Below are 16885 nucleotides of genomic sequence, written 5' to 3'. Positions count from 1 at the left end.
TAGTTGAATATTTTGACATAAAAAAACCGCCTTAAAAAATTAGATATTATGTCTAACTTTTTTAAGGCGGTACAAAAGTTAGTTCCTTTTTATTTTTCTCGACCGTCAGTATTTTGTTGCATATATATTAATTGATCAATAGATATTTGTTTATACAATTCTTCTGCCATTGTTGAATCTATATTTCCTAATCCACTTTGTTCCTGTACATAATTGTATTCATATTGAAAAGCTTGAATAAATAGTTCATTTTGCTTATCAGCAGAACCGTTATCATTTAAACGTTTGTGTCTAAAATTATACGAATGCTTAACTGCATTTATAGCCATTTGATCTTCATCGTTATGATCTTTAGATAAGAATTGCATCACACTTTCATATCCATAATTTTCGACTTTTTGAAATGCTTGTTTTTGATTATTGTAATTAGTTTTATAATGATAATTGTTTTTAAATTTACGAGCAATTAAATGGTTAAGATGTTTAATTGCAAATATAACTATATAAAATGAAAATTGGCGATTGCGTTGAGCCTGCCAAACTAATCCACGTACATAACGATTAGCGATTTGAACGTTAAGTTTGTTTTCATCTACTAATTTTTGAATGCTGTTAATTTCAACTGCATTGGCTTCGCGCATTATTTTTCTAAATTTTTTATTGCTAGGTCGACGATTACTGTATTGACTACTTAATGTAGCAGCCACAATGTGTGCGTCAGTTTGCTGAATAGGATTATTTTCAATTAATTTCTTAGTAGCATAATGAACGGTTTGACGCTTACATTTGTTAAATTCATCTGGGTCAATATCAACTTCGTTGTTTGGCAAAATCATAGGTAAGACAATCGCTGGAATTAATAAACTTAAGATTATGATTACCGTAGATATGAATACAATTGCATTGCGATATGGGAAAGGGGCATTATTTAAAGTGAATGGAATTGAAAAAGCCATGGATAAAGTTATGGTTCCATGAATTCCGGATAAAGCACTAATAATTGCATTTTTATTATGATCATGAGCTTTAGAGTGAATGTTTGCAAAACTAAATTTAACCCAAACATAGCGTAATCCAATCATTACTATGTACAGTAATATTGATAATAATATATATTTAGGTAAATCAGGCATGCTATCTTTTTTAATATCATACAGAACCGTAGGAATCGAAACTCCTAGTAAAACGAATACGAATCCATTTAAAATACTAGTAACAATATTCCAAGTTGAACGTGAAACCAATTGCAAACTAGTGTTGGAAAGTCTAATTTGCTTACTAAATGCACTACGCAACACTCCAGCAGCTACTACAGCTAAAATTCCAGAACATCCAAAATGTTCAGCGATTAAATAAATAGCAAATGGTGAAATAATGTCAAATGGAACGATGACACTGGTCGAATCCATGCCATTTCTTACTAAACGGATACGTAGCCAGATAAGCAAAATACCTAAAATTAAACCGATCAATAAACCACCAAAAAAGACAAATAAGAAATTATTAATGCCTAATCCAATTGAAAATGTACCGGTAGTAAAAGCACCAAGTGCCAGACTGAAAGCCACTAAACCAGATGCATCATTAAATAGCGATTCTCTTTCTAACATGCCCATCACGTTTTCTGGCATTTCTACATTATTAGTAATTGAAGAAACAGCTACACTATCAGTTGGCGTAACAATTGCTGATAATGCAAAGGTTAATGCTAGTGGAATGCTAGGGATAATAGCGTGACTAATGTATCCCATAATTATGACGGTAATGATAGCTAGCAATACTGACATGGACATCGTTGATGAAATGTGTTTTCTAAGTTCGTGGGTATCAATATTTTGACCATCATGAAACATCAATGGCGCAATTATAATTAACATGAACATTTCTGGTTCTAACGTAAAATGATTATATATAGGTAACATTGATAACAGCATTCCCGCAAAAATTTGATAAAAGGCTTGGGGAATTAATGGAAAATGCGGATAAACCATATTCGCGGTAACAGTTGCAATTATCAATAGCATTACTGTATAAAATATTTCCAAAAAATCATTCCTTTCGAAAAAATAAATTACCATTTAATTTTACTCTACATATTTTTATTTTGAAGTTTACCTTATCTATCAAGCCGAAAACTAGCCAATTAAATTCAATAAGTATATAATTAATGCAACTTAAAATGAAATTTTACTGTCAATTTCATTAAATTTTTCTAACTGTTACAGGAGGATTTTATGGCTGAATTTAAACGTTTTTACGATACATTTAAACCTGATCACTACAATATATATTTAGATATTGATCGTGACAAAAAAACAATTACTGGTAAAACTGTAATTAAAGGTTTGGCTGAACAAGAACAAATTTCTATTCATCAAAAAGCTTTAAAAGTTTCATCAGTACAATTGATTGATGAACCATTAAGCTTTAAAACTGATGATAAAAACGATGCGATTAACGTTCAATTACCTAAAGCCGGTCCAGTTGAAATTACAATTGAATATACGGCACCATTAACTGATACTATGATGGGAATATATCCATCATATTACGAAGTTGATGGAGTTAAAAAACAAATTATTGGTACTCAATTTGAAACTAATGCTGCTCGTCAAGCTTTCCCATGTGTTGATGAACCAGAAGCCAAGGCTCAATTTGATTTAGCGATTAAGTTCGATGAACAACCTGGTGAAACTATTTTGAGTAATATGCCAGAGCTGAAGCATGAAAATGGTGTTCATTATTTTGATACAACCGTTAAAATGTCGACTTATTTAATTGCTTTTGCTTTTGGTGATTTACAGGGTAAAACTACAACCACTAAAAGCGGAGTAAAAGTGGGCGTGTTTGCTACTAAAGCACATAAAGCTAATGAATTAGATTTTGCTTTAGATATCGCTAAACGTTCCATTGAATTTTATGAAGACTTTTATCAAACTCCATATCCACTACCTCATTCATGGCAGTTAGCATTACCTGACTTTTCAGCTGGTGCAATGGAAAACTGGGGCTTAGTAACTTATCGTGAAGCCTACTTAGTTTTAGACCCAGATAATACAGCACTAACCACTAAACAACTAGTAGCAACAGTTATTGCACACGAATTAGCACATCAATGGTTTGGTGATTTAGTAACTATGAAGTGGTGGGATGACCTATGGTTAAATGAAAGTTTTGCCAATATGATGGAATTTGTTGCTATTGATGCAATCGAACCTGAATGGCGCATTTGGGAAAACTTCCAAACTTCTGACGTTCAAGCAGCTTTAAAACGTGATGCTACTGATGGGGTACAATCGGTGCACGTTCAAGTAAATCATCCTGCTGAAATTGATTCCTTATTTGATGCAGCAATTGTGTATGCCAAAGGTGCGCGAATGTTAGTTATGGCCAGAGCTTTAGTAGGTGACGATGCTTTGCGTAAGGGTCTTAAAAACTATTTTGCAGCTCATCAATATAGTAATGCGACTGGAGCTGATTTGTGGAATGCTTTAGGTGAGGCATCTGGAATGGATGTAGAATCTATTATGAATTCATGGTTAGAACAACCAGGATATCCAGTGGTTACAGCTAAAGTTGAAAATGGCGAATTGAAATTAACACAAAAACAATTCTTTATCGGTGATGGAGAAGATAAGGGTAGACAATGGCATATTCCGTTGAATAGCAATTACCAAGATGTACCAGCAATTTTTAAGGATAATGAATTATCATTAGGTAACTATGCAGAACTTAAATCTAAAAATGGTAATCAACCTTTCCGCTTAAACGTTGGTAATGATTCGCACTTTATTGTTAAATATGATGATACTTTGTTGACTGACATCTTAGAACATGACGATAAATTAGATAACATGTCTAAAATGCAAATTTTACAGGATTTGAAGTTATTAGCTGAAGGTAAGCAAGTTAGTTATGCTAAGGTAATACCATTTCTACGAAAATTTGCTGGTGACAATTCAGTAGTAGTTAATTCTATAATTTATGATTTAGCTTACGACTTAGAAGATTTTGTTAATCCAGAATCAAACGAAGAAAACAATCTACGTAAATTTATAGGTCAACTTAGTGCAAAACAAGCTGACCGTTTGGGATGGAAACCTAATGCCAATGATTCTAAAGATGATCAAGTAACACGTCGACTAGCGTTAGGTGGAATGTTATATGCTAAGGATAATGATGCAGTGAATACTGCTCACAAAATATTTAGTCAGTATAAAGACAATTTAATTTCCTTGCCTGCTGATATTCGTACGTTGGTACTATCTAATGAAGTTAAAAATTTTGGTAGTGATGAACTATTTGAAAAACTATTAGCAAGTTATCGTAAAACATCTGATGCTAGCTACAAAAATAGTTTATGTTCAGCTTTAACTGATGCTAAATCTGAAAGTGTATTAGCTAAATTAGTTAGTCACTTTGAAGATAGTGAAACCATCAAGCCACAAGATTTACGCGGATGGTACCGTTACATTTTAGATAATGACAAGGGACAACAATTAGCTTGGGATTGGATTCGAAACGAATGGCAATGGTTGGAAGATACGGTTGGTGGAGATATGGAATTTGCTACTTTCATTACTGTTACAGCTAATGTGTTCCATACCAGCGAACGTTTTACTGAATTTAAAGCATTTTTCGAACCTAAACTTAATACCCCAGGATTAACTCGTGAAATTAAAATGGATACAAAAGCACTAGCTAGTCGGGTAGATTTAATAGAATCTGAACGCGATGCAGTTAATGCTGAATTAGCTAAATAACAAAAAAGTGTTCTAGCAGTAAGGCTAGACACTTTTTTTGTAAGTCTGATTATTATTATTTTATCGTAAAATGCAATAAAATATTTAATAGGAGGTGTTTTGTTTTTGACTAATGAAATGAATAGTGAAAATAAAAGCACAAATAATAAATCACATAACTTTATTAATGTTATGTTACGCTCATTGATGTCTTTTGCTGGTATTGCCATACTATCTATGGGAGCAGTATTTTTGCAAAAAGCTAGTTTAGGAATGGATCCTTTTACAGCAATGAACATTGGATTTTCTAACTCATTGCACATGCCATTGGGGACTTTTCAACTAATGATGAATGCAGTGTTATTTATAATCATTTTTATTTTTGATCGCAAACAAATAGGAATTGGAACAATCTTAAATATGGTGTTAGTAGGATATGAAATTCAGTGGTTCTCTACCTTGTACGATAATTTTATCCATATGGGATTAAATCCATTTGTCATTATCGTAGACGTAGTTACTGGATTGTTACTATTTAGTTTAGGGACATCTCTCTATATGTCTCCATCATTAGGCTCATCGCCATATGATGCAATTGCACCAATTATTGCTAGTCATGTAAGTGTTAAATATAAATTTATTAGAAGTTTGCAAGATATCACTTTTATGTTAATTGCTTTTTTTGCTCATGGAGCAGTTGGAATTATAACAGTTGTCGTTGCTTTCTTTGCTGGCCCTTTGATAAATTATTGGAACACCCATATAAGTCAGCAATTGGTATATCATATAGAACACTTTAGTAATCATCCTACTGCTAAAAATGCTGGTTCTGGATTAGTAGGACTAGGAAAAGTTGGATTGATGGTGCTTACACGTGCATATGAACAAACTACCTATGTAAAACAACATTTATCTGGTTATTCCGATCAAGAGTTATTAGATGTACTGAAAAATTCTGAGGATGCATTGAATCGTACCACTTATTTACAAAAGGATTTAATATCTAGAATTGATTCTATTAAAAATGAAATTAAACATAGAAATATAGATTTATAGCAAAAAAAGATAATCATTTTATATGATTATCTTTTTTAATTATTTTTAAAGAATTGTTATTTTTCTCGATTATAAGTTGTTATAAGGTTAGTTAGTTATATAATTAACTAAAACTCTTTGGAGGGACAATATATGAAAAATAAAAAAATATCTTTTGGATTGTTAATAACTGGTTTATTGGGAGTAGGTATATTTAGTTCTAGTTTAGATGCTCAAGCTAATATTAATCTTGATTCTACTCATAAAAATACAATTAAGTTTATGGAAAAACTTTCAAAAACTAACGGTAACTTAGCAATGATTATGCAAGATACTCAAACCACCAGTCAAAGTAACAATGAATTTGTTACTAATAAAAGTATGCAGGGAAATAGTTTAGAAAATAATGAACAAGTAACGATTCCTACTAATACACCGGTTAAGTATCTTGGAAACTATAAAGATGGTTCATTGATAACTACTAACGCTAATAAGGTTATGTACGTTAAAAACTTTAATTATAGCGTTTATAATACTAAAACATATTCATTTTCTAAAGCTACAGAAAATAAGTTAAACAATTTAACTAAGAAATGGCACAAAAGTTTAAGTAAAGATGAAGTAAAAGCGGTGGGAAATTACACTTACGATGGTTATCAAGATATTAATGGATATTTAAGAAATCCAAGTTCTAAAACCAGTAATAAAGTAAAAAAAGAAACTAAAGATGTGACCAAAGCTATTTCTAAATTTTCAACACCATATAATTTAACGGTATATCGTGGTATATCAGACAAGGGGTTACAAGCTTCATTAAACAATCAGCCATTAAAAGTAGGGGCTAAGTATTTCGATAAAGCTTTCTCTTCTACTAGTTTGAGTAGAAGTATTGGTGAAAGCTTTGGAAACATTTTATTAAAAATAAATGTTCCATTGGGCAATCGTGGTGCATATATAGCTCCAATATCTCATCATAAAAATGAGAAGGAATTCCTATTGAACCCAGGCACTAAAATGATTGTTACTAGCATTGAAAATAAAAAAGTTACTTTAAGTGGTCAATTAACTAAAGCTAAAAATGCAAAAAGTAAGAAGAACGCATCGTTTAAAGAAACTAAGAATTTAAAAGTGGTTACTTTAAGTTTAATGAATGAATAAAAAAATCCTCCTAAAAGGAGGATTTTTTATTTTTCTACTTTTCTACGTTAGTACCATTATAGTCGTCAATCATAATTTGCTTGAGATCAGCGATTAATGGTTCTTTTGGATTAGTAGTTGTACATTGATCTTGATATGCAAGATCAGCTAATTCATCAACTTTTTTATCAAAGTCAGCTTTGGTAACACCATTAGCTTTTAAGCTAAGGGTGACACCAACAGAGTGTGCTAATTCAATGAATTTATTAATTAAAGCTTCTCTTAATTCAGCATTAGTGTTGCCAGGTAAACCTAAGAAACGAGCAATTCTAGCATAATCTTCGTCCGCTCTAAATGATTCATATTTTGGCCAAATGGTTATCTTTTCAGGTTTCTTAAAGTTGTATCTGATGACATGTGGCAAAGTAATGGCAATCATTAAACCATGTGGTTTATCAAAAGCTCCACCTAATTTATGTGCAACAGAATGGGTAATACCTAAGAAGGCATTTCCAAATGCCATTCCGGCAATAGTAGCAGCATTATGCATTTCTCTACGGGCAGTTTGATCTCCATTATATGATGCAGTAAGGTTATCAAATACCATTTTAATAGCTTGAAGTGACCATGGACGTGTGTAATCTGATGCCATATTGGATACGTATGATTCAATTCCATGACATAAAGTATCTAATCCAGCGTACGCGATAGTTCCCTTAGGCACGGTTTCAACAAATTGTGAATCGACAATGGCAACATCTGGAGTTAAAGCATAGTCGGCTAATGGGTATTTTACATGTGTTTTAGAGTCGGTAATAACGGCAAATGGAGTAACTTCTGAACCAGTACCGGAAGTAGTTGGAATTGCGACAAATTTGGCTTTCTTAGGTTGATCAAAACGGTAAGCACGTTTTCTGATGTCTAAGAATTTTTGTTTAGCACCAAAGAAATCAGCAGATGGGTTCTCGTATTTGAACCACATTGCTTTTGCAGCATCTAAAGGTGATCCACCACCTAAAGCGATGATAGTATCAGGTTTAAAGTTTTGCATTAGACTAACCCCTTTATCAACAGTATTAGTTGAAGGGTCTTGTTCTACATCAGAGAATAATGAGTAAGCAATTTCATTTGGTCGACGTTTTAATTCATCCAATATAATATCGACATATCCAAGTTCAACCATCTTAGGACTAGCAACAATGAACACACGATTTACACCTGGCATATCGTCTAAATAACGAACAGATGTTTTTTCAAAGTAAACTCGTGGTAACTTGATCCATTGCATGTTGTTACGACGTTTAGCGATAGTTTTATAGTTTAACAAATCGTAATCAGTAACGTTATGTGAAATAGAGTTAGCACCCCATGATCCAGTACCTAAAGTAAGTGATGGACGCATTTCATTATAAAGATTACCGACACCACCTAGACCACCAGGGGTGTTAACTAAAATACGGCAAGCTTTCATTTTTACGCCAAACTCTTTAGCAACTGCATCGTCTTCAGTTTGAATGGCTGCAGTATGACCTAGACCACCATAGTGTAGCAATTCATCAGCGATTCTGAAGGCATCTTCTTTGCTACTTGCCTTATATACTGATAAAACTGGTGAAAGTTTTTCACCTGATAATGGATATTTACTGCCGACACCATCTAATACAGCGGCTAAAACTTTAGTGTTATCAGGTACTTTAATATTAGCTAATTTAGCAATTTGTTTAGCGTTCATTCCAGCAATTGGGCCGTTAACTTGGCCAGTTTCCTTGTTAAACATGGTGTCGCCTAAAGTTTTGACATCTTTGTTGGCAACAAAGAATACACCATTGGCTTCCATTTTAGATTTAACTTCATCAAAAATTTCATGGTCAATGATAGCGCTGTTTTCAGTAGCACAAATCATTCCGTTATCAAAAGTTTTAGATAATACAATGTCATTAATTGCACGATTTATTTTAGCAGTTTTTTCAATGTAAACAGGGCCGTTACCAGGACCAACTCCTAAAGCAGGTTTACCGGTAGAATAGGCAGCTTTAACTAATCCAGGTCCACCGGTTGCCAAAGTAATTGCTACACCAGGGTTATTGATTAAGGCAGTTGTAGCTTCACGGCTAGGGTGTTCGATCCATTGAATAGCATCTTTAGGAGCTCCAGCTTCAACTGCAGCTTTTTGTAAAATTTTAGCAGTTTCAATAGAGGCATTGATTGCTTGAGGATGCAAACTAAAAATAATTGGGTTTCTAGTTTTCATAGCAATAATAGCCTTAAATAGGGTAGTCGAGGTAGGGTTAGTAACTGGAGTGATTCCAGCTACTACTCCTAAAGGTTCAGCAACAGTAATTAATTGTCGTTCCTTATCATCATTGATTACTCCAACTGTTTTATGATTACGGATATAGTGCCATATTTCTTCAGTTGCATAAATATTTTTAATTGCTTTATCTTCAGCAATTCCACGACCAGTTTCGTCGTGAGCCATTTCTGCTAACTTCATATGAGCATTTAATCCTGCGATTACCATTTTATGTGTTATGTAATCGACTTTTTTTTGGTCAAAAGTGTACATTATATCCAAAGCTTTATGCGCTTTTTTCACCATTTCATCAATATGTGAATCTATATCTTTTTTATCTTCTTTGATATTATTAGAGCCTTTTTTTAATGAAACAACTGACATTAAAATCGCCATCTTTCACAAAATAATTTTTATTACTTTCAACATTTTTCATTATAGCACGTTTTGTGAAAATGTTAACAAAACAAAATAAAAATAATTAAAAACGTTTTCATATCAATTTATTTTAATGTGAATTAAATAACTTTTCTACTATATATAGCTACTTTTTATAAAATTAATAGTTAAAATATTTGAATGAAATAAAAATAAAGCGTAAATTACTATGGAGGTGATTATGTTGAATATTTTGGTTGGAACTCCAAATGAAAGTTTTGATATTGATGAAATAAAACAAAACTTTGCTAAAAATGATAATTTTAATTCTAAAATTTACTTTGAAAATGAAAATTTATCCCAAGATATTTTAGATAGTATTAATGTTTTATTTGGATATAATGAAGTTTTATTAGATAAAATGTTGGATAGTAATCAATCACAACTAAAGTGGGTGCAAGCCTTATCTGCTGGAGTAGATTATTTTCCATTAGATAGATTAAAAGCTAAACATATTAAGTTAACTACCGTTAGTGGAATTCATGCTGAGCCAATTGCTGAAACGGTTATTGGTATGATTTTAGGTAGTTATCGTTTTATTGATCAAGCTGCGCGTGCGCAAGCTTGGATTAAACCTAACTATGAATTAAAAATGCTTAAAAATAAAAAAGTAGTCGTTTATGGTACTGGTAGTATTGGTGGAAGAATTGGTGAATTATTAAAAGCATTTAAGGCTGAAACGATTGGTATTAATCATAGTGGACGTGATGTGGATAGATTTGATAAAACTTTCAAGATGAATGATGATAATTCTGTAGTTAATGATGCAGATGTAATAATCAATACTTTGCCTCTAACTAAAGAAACCACTGGTTTTTATAATGCTGAATTTTTTAATAAATTAACTAACAAACCAATGTATATTAGTATTGGTCGAGGCCCTAGTACGAATACCGATGATTTAACTAAAGCATTGCAACAGGGTAGGTTAAGTTCAGCCGCACTAGATGTTACTGATCCGGAACCATTAGATGCTAATCATCCATTATGGAAAATGGATAATGTATTAATTACTTCACACATTTCAGGTTTACATGCTGAATACGTTGAGGAAGCTTTAAAAATCTTTGATGTTAACATGCAACAATTTATTAAAAATGACACACTCGTCAAAAATGAAGTTGACTTATCAAAAGGTTATTAAAAAAGAGTCCAATAGGACTCTTTTATTTTTGGACTACTTTGGTTAAATGCGTTATTATCTTAGTCAATTTAAACTAGGGAGTGTTTTAATATGGTTAATCATCGTTTGGAAAAATTAAGATCAATAATGAAAACTAAAGCAGTCTACAGTATGATTGTTACCAATCCGTTCAATATGAATTACTTAGCAAATTTTAAAGGCGCCGATGGTGATGGCTGCGTAGTAGTAACAAAAAACAAATTGTATTTAGTTACTGATTCTAGATATCAAGAAGAAATGGAATCTAAAAATATTCCAGACTTAAATTTAAAAATAACCAGAAATTACTATGAAACGGCAGCAAAAATCGTTAAGGATTCATCTAATAAGATTGCCTTTGAAAATTCAATTGATTTCTCTAGATATCAATTGTTAAATACATTAATGCCTAATCAATTGGTGGTGTTTGATAATGAAATTGAAAGATTAAGAGATACCAAAGATTCTGATGAAATTAATTCAATTCGTAAAGCATGTAAATTAACCAGTGAGGCCTATGAAGCAGTTTTAAACTATGTACAAGTTGGTATGACTGAAAAAGATATTGAACTTATGATATATGATTGGATGATTAAACATGGAGCTCAAAAACCTAGTTTTGATACGATTGTAGCTAGTGGAGTACGATCATCTTTACCACATGGTGATGCAACTGACAAAAAAATTAAAAACGGTGAATTGGTTACCATAGATTTTGGATTTTATTATAATGATTATACTTCTGATATGACTAGAACTTTTGCCGTAGGTAATCCAGGCAAAGAACTAATTGATGCCTATTCAGTTGTTTTATCTGCTCAATATGAAATGATTAAGGCAATGCATGACGATGCTTCAGGAAAACTAGTAGACGCGGCAGCTCGTGATTATATTGAAGATCATGGTTATGGGAATTACTATGGTCATGGTGGTGGGCATAGTATTGGTTTAGATATTCATGAAACTCCAATTTTGAATCCTAGCTGTAAAGATAGGATTTATAATAATTATGTGTTAACCGCTGAACCTGGAATTTATCTACCTGGTAAAGGTGGTATTCGAATTGAAGATGATATTTTAGTAACTGAAAATGGCCCAGAAATATTAACTTCTGCGCCTAAAGATTTGATTATTTTATAATTTTTTTATTTTTTAAAAATAACATTATAATAACACCAGTTCCTAATCCAGAAATTAATCCACCAATATTCATATTATAGTAGGCAACGATTATTCCTACAAATATTATTAAAATACTTATTATAATTGCAAAACTACGGTATTTATTTATTAAATTTAATAATTTTGACACCTTTTGTTTTTCTATGTTTTTCATTAAATTGCTTAAGCGAATTAATGCGTACATGTTTGCAATTCCCATAATAAATATGAAAAAATGTAATAACGAACTGTCAAAAATTTTAAATTCTCTAAGAACCATTGTAATTAAAAATAAAACATCTATAAATATTAAAATTTTTAAGATGGGTTTTAAGTTTTTGGCGATTTCATTTTTTTCTAAATATTCTTTCATTCCGGAGTCCTCTTTTAGTAGGGTATCTAGTGAGATGTTGTAGAAATCACTTAAGCTAATCAAACTATTGATATCAGGATAGGTTCTTTCATTCTCCCAACTGGAAATAGTTTGTCTTGAGACCGATAACTTGTTTGCAACCTCGTCTTGAGTTAGTTGGTTTTTTATTCGTTCATTTTGTAATCTTTGACCAAAATTCATTTTGCTCACTCCTTTATATTAAGTATATTATGTTACTTTTGAATTTTTAGCTAGCTATGTTTTGTTGCAGTTGCTTTAACAAGCATGAACAGTAAATATAAAAAGCACCTATGCCTATAGCGTAAGTGCTTTTTATATTTATCGGTAATTTATTTTTCGTTTTCAATTTGTGCTTTTAATTCTTCATAACCGGGTTTACCTAGTAGTGCAAACATGTTTTTCTTGTAATCTTCAACTCCAGGTTGGTTAAATGGATTGATGCCATTTAAATACCCTGAAACAGCAATTGCAAATTCGAAGAAGTAAATTGCATAACCTAAAGTATGTGGAGTTTGGTCTTTAACATTTATAATCATGTTAGGAACACCACCATTAGTATGAGCAATGATTACACTTTCAAAGGCTTTATCATTTACGTAATTCATTGTCTTACCTTCAAGATATTGAATACCATCACCATTTTTACCAGTTATAGGCACATCAACATCAGTTGGTGGAGTTTGAATCTTGATGACTGTTTCCATTAAATCACGACGGCCTTGTTGAATGTATTGACCTAAAGAATGCAAGTCAGTTGAGAACATTGCTGAAGTAGGGTAGATGCCCTTAAAATCTTTACCTTCAGATTCACCAGCCAATTGTTTCCACCATTCAGCAAAATATCTTAAGTTAGGTTCATACCCTTCAAAAATTTCGTTAGTATAACCTTTACGGTATAAGATGTTTCGATATGCTGCATATTTTAATGCTGAGTTTTCTTCTACTGCTTTTGTAGCATATTCTGCTTGTGCTTCAGCTGCACCAGCCATTAATTCGTCAATGTTAACTCCGGAAACAGCGATAGGTAGTAATCCAACCGGAGTTAGAACTGAATAACGACCACCGACACCATTTGGAATAATAAATGATTCATAGCCATTAGCTTTAACTTCTTGGCGTAAGGCACCATTTTCGGCATCAGTAGTTACATAAATTCGTTTATTAGCAGCTTCTAATCCATACTTTTCAATTAAAAGTTTATGGAAAATTCTAAATGCAATCGATGGTTCAGTAGTGGTTCCAGATTTAGAAATTACGTTGACTGAGAAGTCACGGTCACCAATAATTTTGATTAAACTATTAATATAAGAACCGCTGATTGAATTTCCAGCAAATAGTACTTGAGGGAAATCACGTTTATCATCTGGCATGTAGTTAAAATAGCTATCATGTAGATAATCAATTGCCATTCTAGCTCCTAAATAGGAACCACCAATACCAATTACGACTAAAACTTTTGAATCTTTTTGAATATTTTTAGCTGCTTGCTTAATGCGATTGAATTCGTTTTTATCATAATTAGTTGGTAAGTCTAACCATTGACGCATATCACTTTCAACACCCGAACCGGATAATAAAAGATTTTTTGCAGTATTTAACATTGGTTTAATTTCATTTAACTCATTATCATTTACATATTTTTTTAGAGCTGAAGCATCAAATTTTAAATAACTCATTGTATTCACCTTGGTATATATAGTTAAATCTTAACTATATTTTCTTTGTAATATTGTTTTAATGCAAGCGCGAAGTCTCCAACAGTTGCTGAGCCATTATTTTCGACTGTAGGCATTGTAATATAATGTTTTAAATCACCTACAGAAAGATAATTGTTGAATAGCTTGCTAAATTGATCTCTAACTTTATCTAATAATTCTTCACTAACAACTCCACCACCGAAAATTATCTTTTCAGGTCGAACGAAAAGTGTTGCTTGAATAGCAGCTTGAGCAATGTAGAAAGCTTCAATGTCCCAAACTGGATCAGAAATAGGAACATCTTTTCCTTTTTTGCCAGTTCTAGCATCAAATGTAGGGCCGGCAGCTAAGCCTTCTAAACAATCATGATGGTAAGGACATAGTCCCGCAAAATTTTCATCGCCTTTTGCACGTTTTAGACGTACATGTCCCATTTCTGGATGCCCCATGTAACCTAAGAAATGACCATTATTAACGATACCACCACCAACACCAGTACCAATTGTGTAGTAAACTAGTGAACGAACAGGTTTATGATTTCTAATTGAATTAATATATTCACCATATGCAGATCCGTTAACATCAGTAGTCCAATACATTGGAATGTTAAAGTATTTTTTCATTGTACCTAAGAAGTTAGTGTTACTCCAATTAGGCTTAGGAGTATCAGTAATATACCCATATTTAGGATTATCAATACGAACTTCAATTGGACCAAAGGATGCGATTCCTAAAGCTTTCATTTCTGGAAATTTTTTAAAGTATTCCACACATTTATTCAAAGTTTCCTCTGGCGTAGTAGTTGGAATGTGAACACTATCAATTATTTCATAACTTTCATTACCAATAGCGCAAACAAATTTAGTTCCGCCAGCTTCAATACTACCAAATAACATACTACTATCTCCTCTCGATAAATCACATCAAGTTGAGATAATTAATAGTTAAAGTCAAGTTGATATGAATAATCTTAAGTATTATTTATTTTTAATACATCTTAAAATTAGCACAAAATGATAACGCTTACAATTGAAATACGCTCAATTTATAAAATATTAATTCAATTTATAGAATATTAATATTTTAATGCTTTAATGTTGTAAGCGATTACATAAAGTGCTACTTTCTATGTATATATTATTTTAAGTATATATTATTTATTTTAATTTTTTATATGTTTAATTATGGAAGAGGGTAATGCTTATGCTATTTGGTAGTATTGAAGCTCGTGATGATGAAGTAACCTGTGCTGTAGGAGATGGTCAAACAAATATTAAAGATAAAATTGAAATACCATTAACTACACCTGGTGAAACTATAAAGTTAATAATTGAATATTTTAAGAGTTTTAAAAGTTTAAAGGCGATAGGAGTTTCATCTTTTGGTCCTATTGAATTAAGAACTTATTCACCTAAGTACGGGTATATTACTGATACTTCAAGAACTGGTTGGTCTGATTTTAATCTGTTAGGAACCTTACAAAATTATTTACAAGTTCCAATGTCTTTTACTACTGATGTTAATAGTGCTGCTTACGGTGAATACATTGATTCTATATTGCAAGATAAACCAATTCTATCATTGGCTTACATTACGTTTGGTAAAGGTGTTGGAGCCGGAATTATTAACAATGGTGAATTTATTGGATACAACGGTAGTCCTGAAATTGGACATATTATTCCCAAACGTCATCCTAAGGATTTAACCTTTAAAGGTATATGCCCATATCAAGGAGATTGCCTAGAAGGATTGGTTTCTGAACCAGCAATTTTATCTAGAACAGGCAAAAGTTACAAGGAAATTTCAATGTTTGATCCAATTTGGAATATTATTGCCTATTATATTGCGCAATCAACGATTCAAGCCACTTTAATTACTAGACCTAAAAAAATAATTTTAGGTGGAAAGATAATTAATGAAGTTGAGTTAGATAAAGTTAGACAGCAATTTAAATTACTATTCAATGACTATATTGATGTAGGAGATTTAAAAGAATATATTCAAATGCCAACGCATTCAAGTCGCAAACTATCGATTATTGGTAATTTATCTTTAGCTAAGAAAAAATTCTATTCTTAATTTTTAACTAATTAAATTAAAAATAAAAGATTATATTTAAATATAATCTTTTATTTTTTTATTAAAGAGTTATAATATATAATGTAAAAATTAATATATTATAAAAAAGGAGTTTTTTTATGAATTTAAAAAAAACAGCATTAGTTTGTACTATGTCATTATCACTATTAGCAGTATCTGCTATGGACTCTTCTGTTCAAGCTTCACATAAAAGCCATGTTACATATTCTAAGGTATCAAAACGAACTGGCCACGTTAATAATTTAAACAAGAAAATTCGCGCTTTGAAAAAACAATATAAGCATGCTAACAAACATCAAAGAAAACTATTAAAGAAGCAAATCAACAAATTAGAACATCAAGTTAAACTATTAAGTAAAAATTCTCATAAAAAACATGTAAAAGTGTCTGAAAATAAATCAAACACCAACACAAGTGCAAACACTAACACAAGTGCAAACACTAACACAAGTGCAAACACCAACACAAGTGCAAACACCAACACAAGTGCAAACACCAACACAAGTGCAAACACCAACACAAGTGTAAACACCAATGCAGATGGAAGCCGTCCTGCAGTTGATTTTGGTTCCATAGCTACTGAAAATCCACTACATGGTAATTCTAATAGCAGTACTACTCAATCAAGCAGTGCTAGTCAATCAAGCAATGCTAGTCAATCAAGCAATGCTAGTCAATCAAGCAATGCTAGTCAATCAAGCAATGCTAGTCAATCAAGCAATGCTA

The 16885-nt window shown here is 31.9% G+C and carries 12 protein-coding genes; 7 read left to right on the top strand and 5 right to left on the bottom strand.

Translation table 11 applies throughout. From position 1 onward, the window contains the following. Positions 1-89 precede the first annotated feature (89 nt). Positions 90-2045: a cation:proton antiporter gene (locus K5Q11_RS06415; RefSeq protein ID WP_220752067.1), complete on the bottom strand. Its 1956-nt coding sequence runs from the start codon at positions 2043-2045 to the stop codon at positions 90-92. 189 nt (positions 2046-2234) lie between these two features. Between K5Q11_RS06415 and K5Q11_RS06410 the strand changes: the two genes are divergently transcribed. From K5Q11_RS06410 to K5Q11_RS06400, 3 genes are all read left to right on the top strand, one after another. Further along, the gene (locus K5Q11_RS06410) at positions 2235-4763 is read left to right on the top strand and encodes a M1 family metallopeptidase (RefSeq protein ID WP_220752065.1); all 2529 of its coding nucleotides are present in this window, start codon (positions 2235-2237) and stop codon (positions 4761-4763) included. Between the two features lie 105 nt (positions 4764-4868). Beyond that, positions 4869-5798: a YczE/YyaS/YitT family protein gene (locus tag K5Q11_RS06405; protein WP_220752064.1), complete on the top strand. Its 930-nt coding sequence runs from the start codon at positions 4869-4871 to the stop codon at positions 5796-5798. 132 nt (positions 5799-5930) lie between these two features. Then, positions 5931-6935: an ADP-ribosyltransferase gene (locus K5Q11_RS06400; protein ID WP_220752063.1), complete on the top strand. Its 1005-nt coding sequence runs from the start codon at positions 5931-5933 to the stop codon at positions 6933-6935. A 34-nt stretch (positions 6936-6969) separates the two neighbouring features. Here the strand turns inward: K5Q11_RS06400 and adhE are convergent, their stop codons facing one another. Next, entirely contained in the window at positions 6970-9603 is a 2634-nt protein-coding gene (gene adhE, locus K5Q11_RS06395; protein WP_373311503.1) for a bifunctional acetaldehyde-CoA/alcohol dehydrogenase, read from the bottom strand. 223 nt (positions 9604-9826) lie between these two features. On the opposite strand from adhE, the gene K5Q11_RS06390 reads away from it, so the two are divergent. Together K5Q11_RS06390 and K5Q11_RS06385 are read left to right on the top strand one after the other, a co-directional pair. Beyond that, entirely contained in the window at positions 9827-10789 is a 963-nt protein-coding gene (locus K5Q11_RS06390) for an NAD(P)-dependent oxidoreductase (protein WP_220752060.1), read from the top strand. A gap of 90 nt (positions 10790-10879) precedes the next feature. After that, the gene (locus K5Q11_RS06385) at positions 10880-11947 is read left to right on the top strand and encodes a M24 family metallopeptidase (RefSeq protein ID WP_251067927.1); all 1068 of its coding nucleotides are present in this window, start codon (positions 10880-10882) and stop codon (positions 11945-11947) included. On the opposite strand, the gene K5Q11_RS06380 is transcribed toward K5Q11_RS06385, so the two are convergent. The 3 genes from K5Q11_RS06380 to scrK all read right to left on the bottom strand — a co-directional run bounded on the left by K5Q11_RS06380 (position 11937) and on the right by scrK (position 14955). Next, positions 11937-12542 (bottom strand): helix-turn-helix domain-containing protein, encoded by a 606-nt coding sequence (locus K5Q11_RS06380; RefSeq protein ID WP_220752058.1) that lies wholly within the window; start codon positions 12540-12542, stop codon positions 11937-11939. The genes K5Q11_RS06385 and K5Q11_RS06380 overlap by 11 nt on opposite strands. A 149-nt stretch (positions 12543-12691) precedes the next feature. Further along, positions 12692-14038 (bottom strand): glucose-6-phosphate isomerase, encoded by a 1347-nt coding sequence (locus K5Q11_RS06375; RefSeq protein ID WP_220752056.1) that lies wholly within the window; start codon positions 14036-14038, stop codon positions 12692-12694. A gap of 23 nt (positions 14039-14061) precedes the next feature. Next, the gene (gene scrK / locus K5Q11_RS06370) at positions 14062-14955 is read right to left on the bottom strand and encodes a fructokinase ScrK (protein ID WP_220752054.1); all 894 of its coding nucleotides are present in this window, start codon (positions 14953-14955) and stop codon (positions 14062-14064) included. A 307-nt stretch (positions 14956-15262) separates the two neighbouring features. Here scrK and K5Q11_RS06365 point away from each other — a divergent pair, with 307 nt between their 5' ends. Together K5Q11_RS06365 and K5Q11_RS06360 are read left to right on the top strand one after the other, a co-directional pair. Further along, entirely contained in the window at positions 15263-16138 is an 876-nt protein-coding gene (locus K5Q11_RS06365) for an ROK family protein (protein ID WP_220752052.1), read from the top strand. Between the two features lie 119 nt (positions 16139-16257). Further along, the coding region (locus tag K5Q11_RS06360) for a hypothetical protein (protein WP_220752050.1) at positions 16258-16885 on the top strand (628 nt) is incomplete at its 3' end.

The sequence above is a fragment of the Apilactobacillus xinyiensis genome, assembly GCF_019656235.1.
In the GTDB taxonomy this organism is placed as follows: domain Bacteria; phylum Bacillota; class Bacilli; order Lactobacillales; family Lactobacillaceae; genus Apilactobacillus; species Apilactobacillus xinyiensis.
This window is presented reverse-complemented; position numbering and strand designations above follow the sequence as displayed.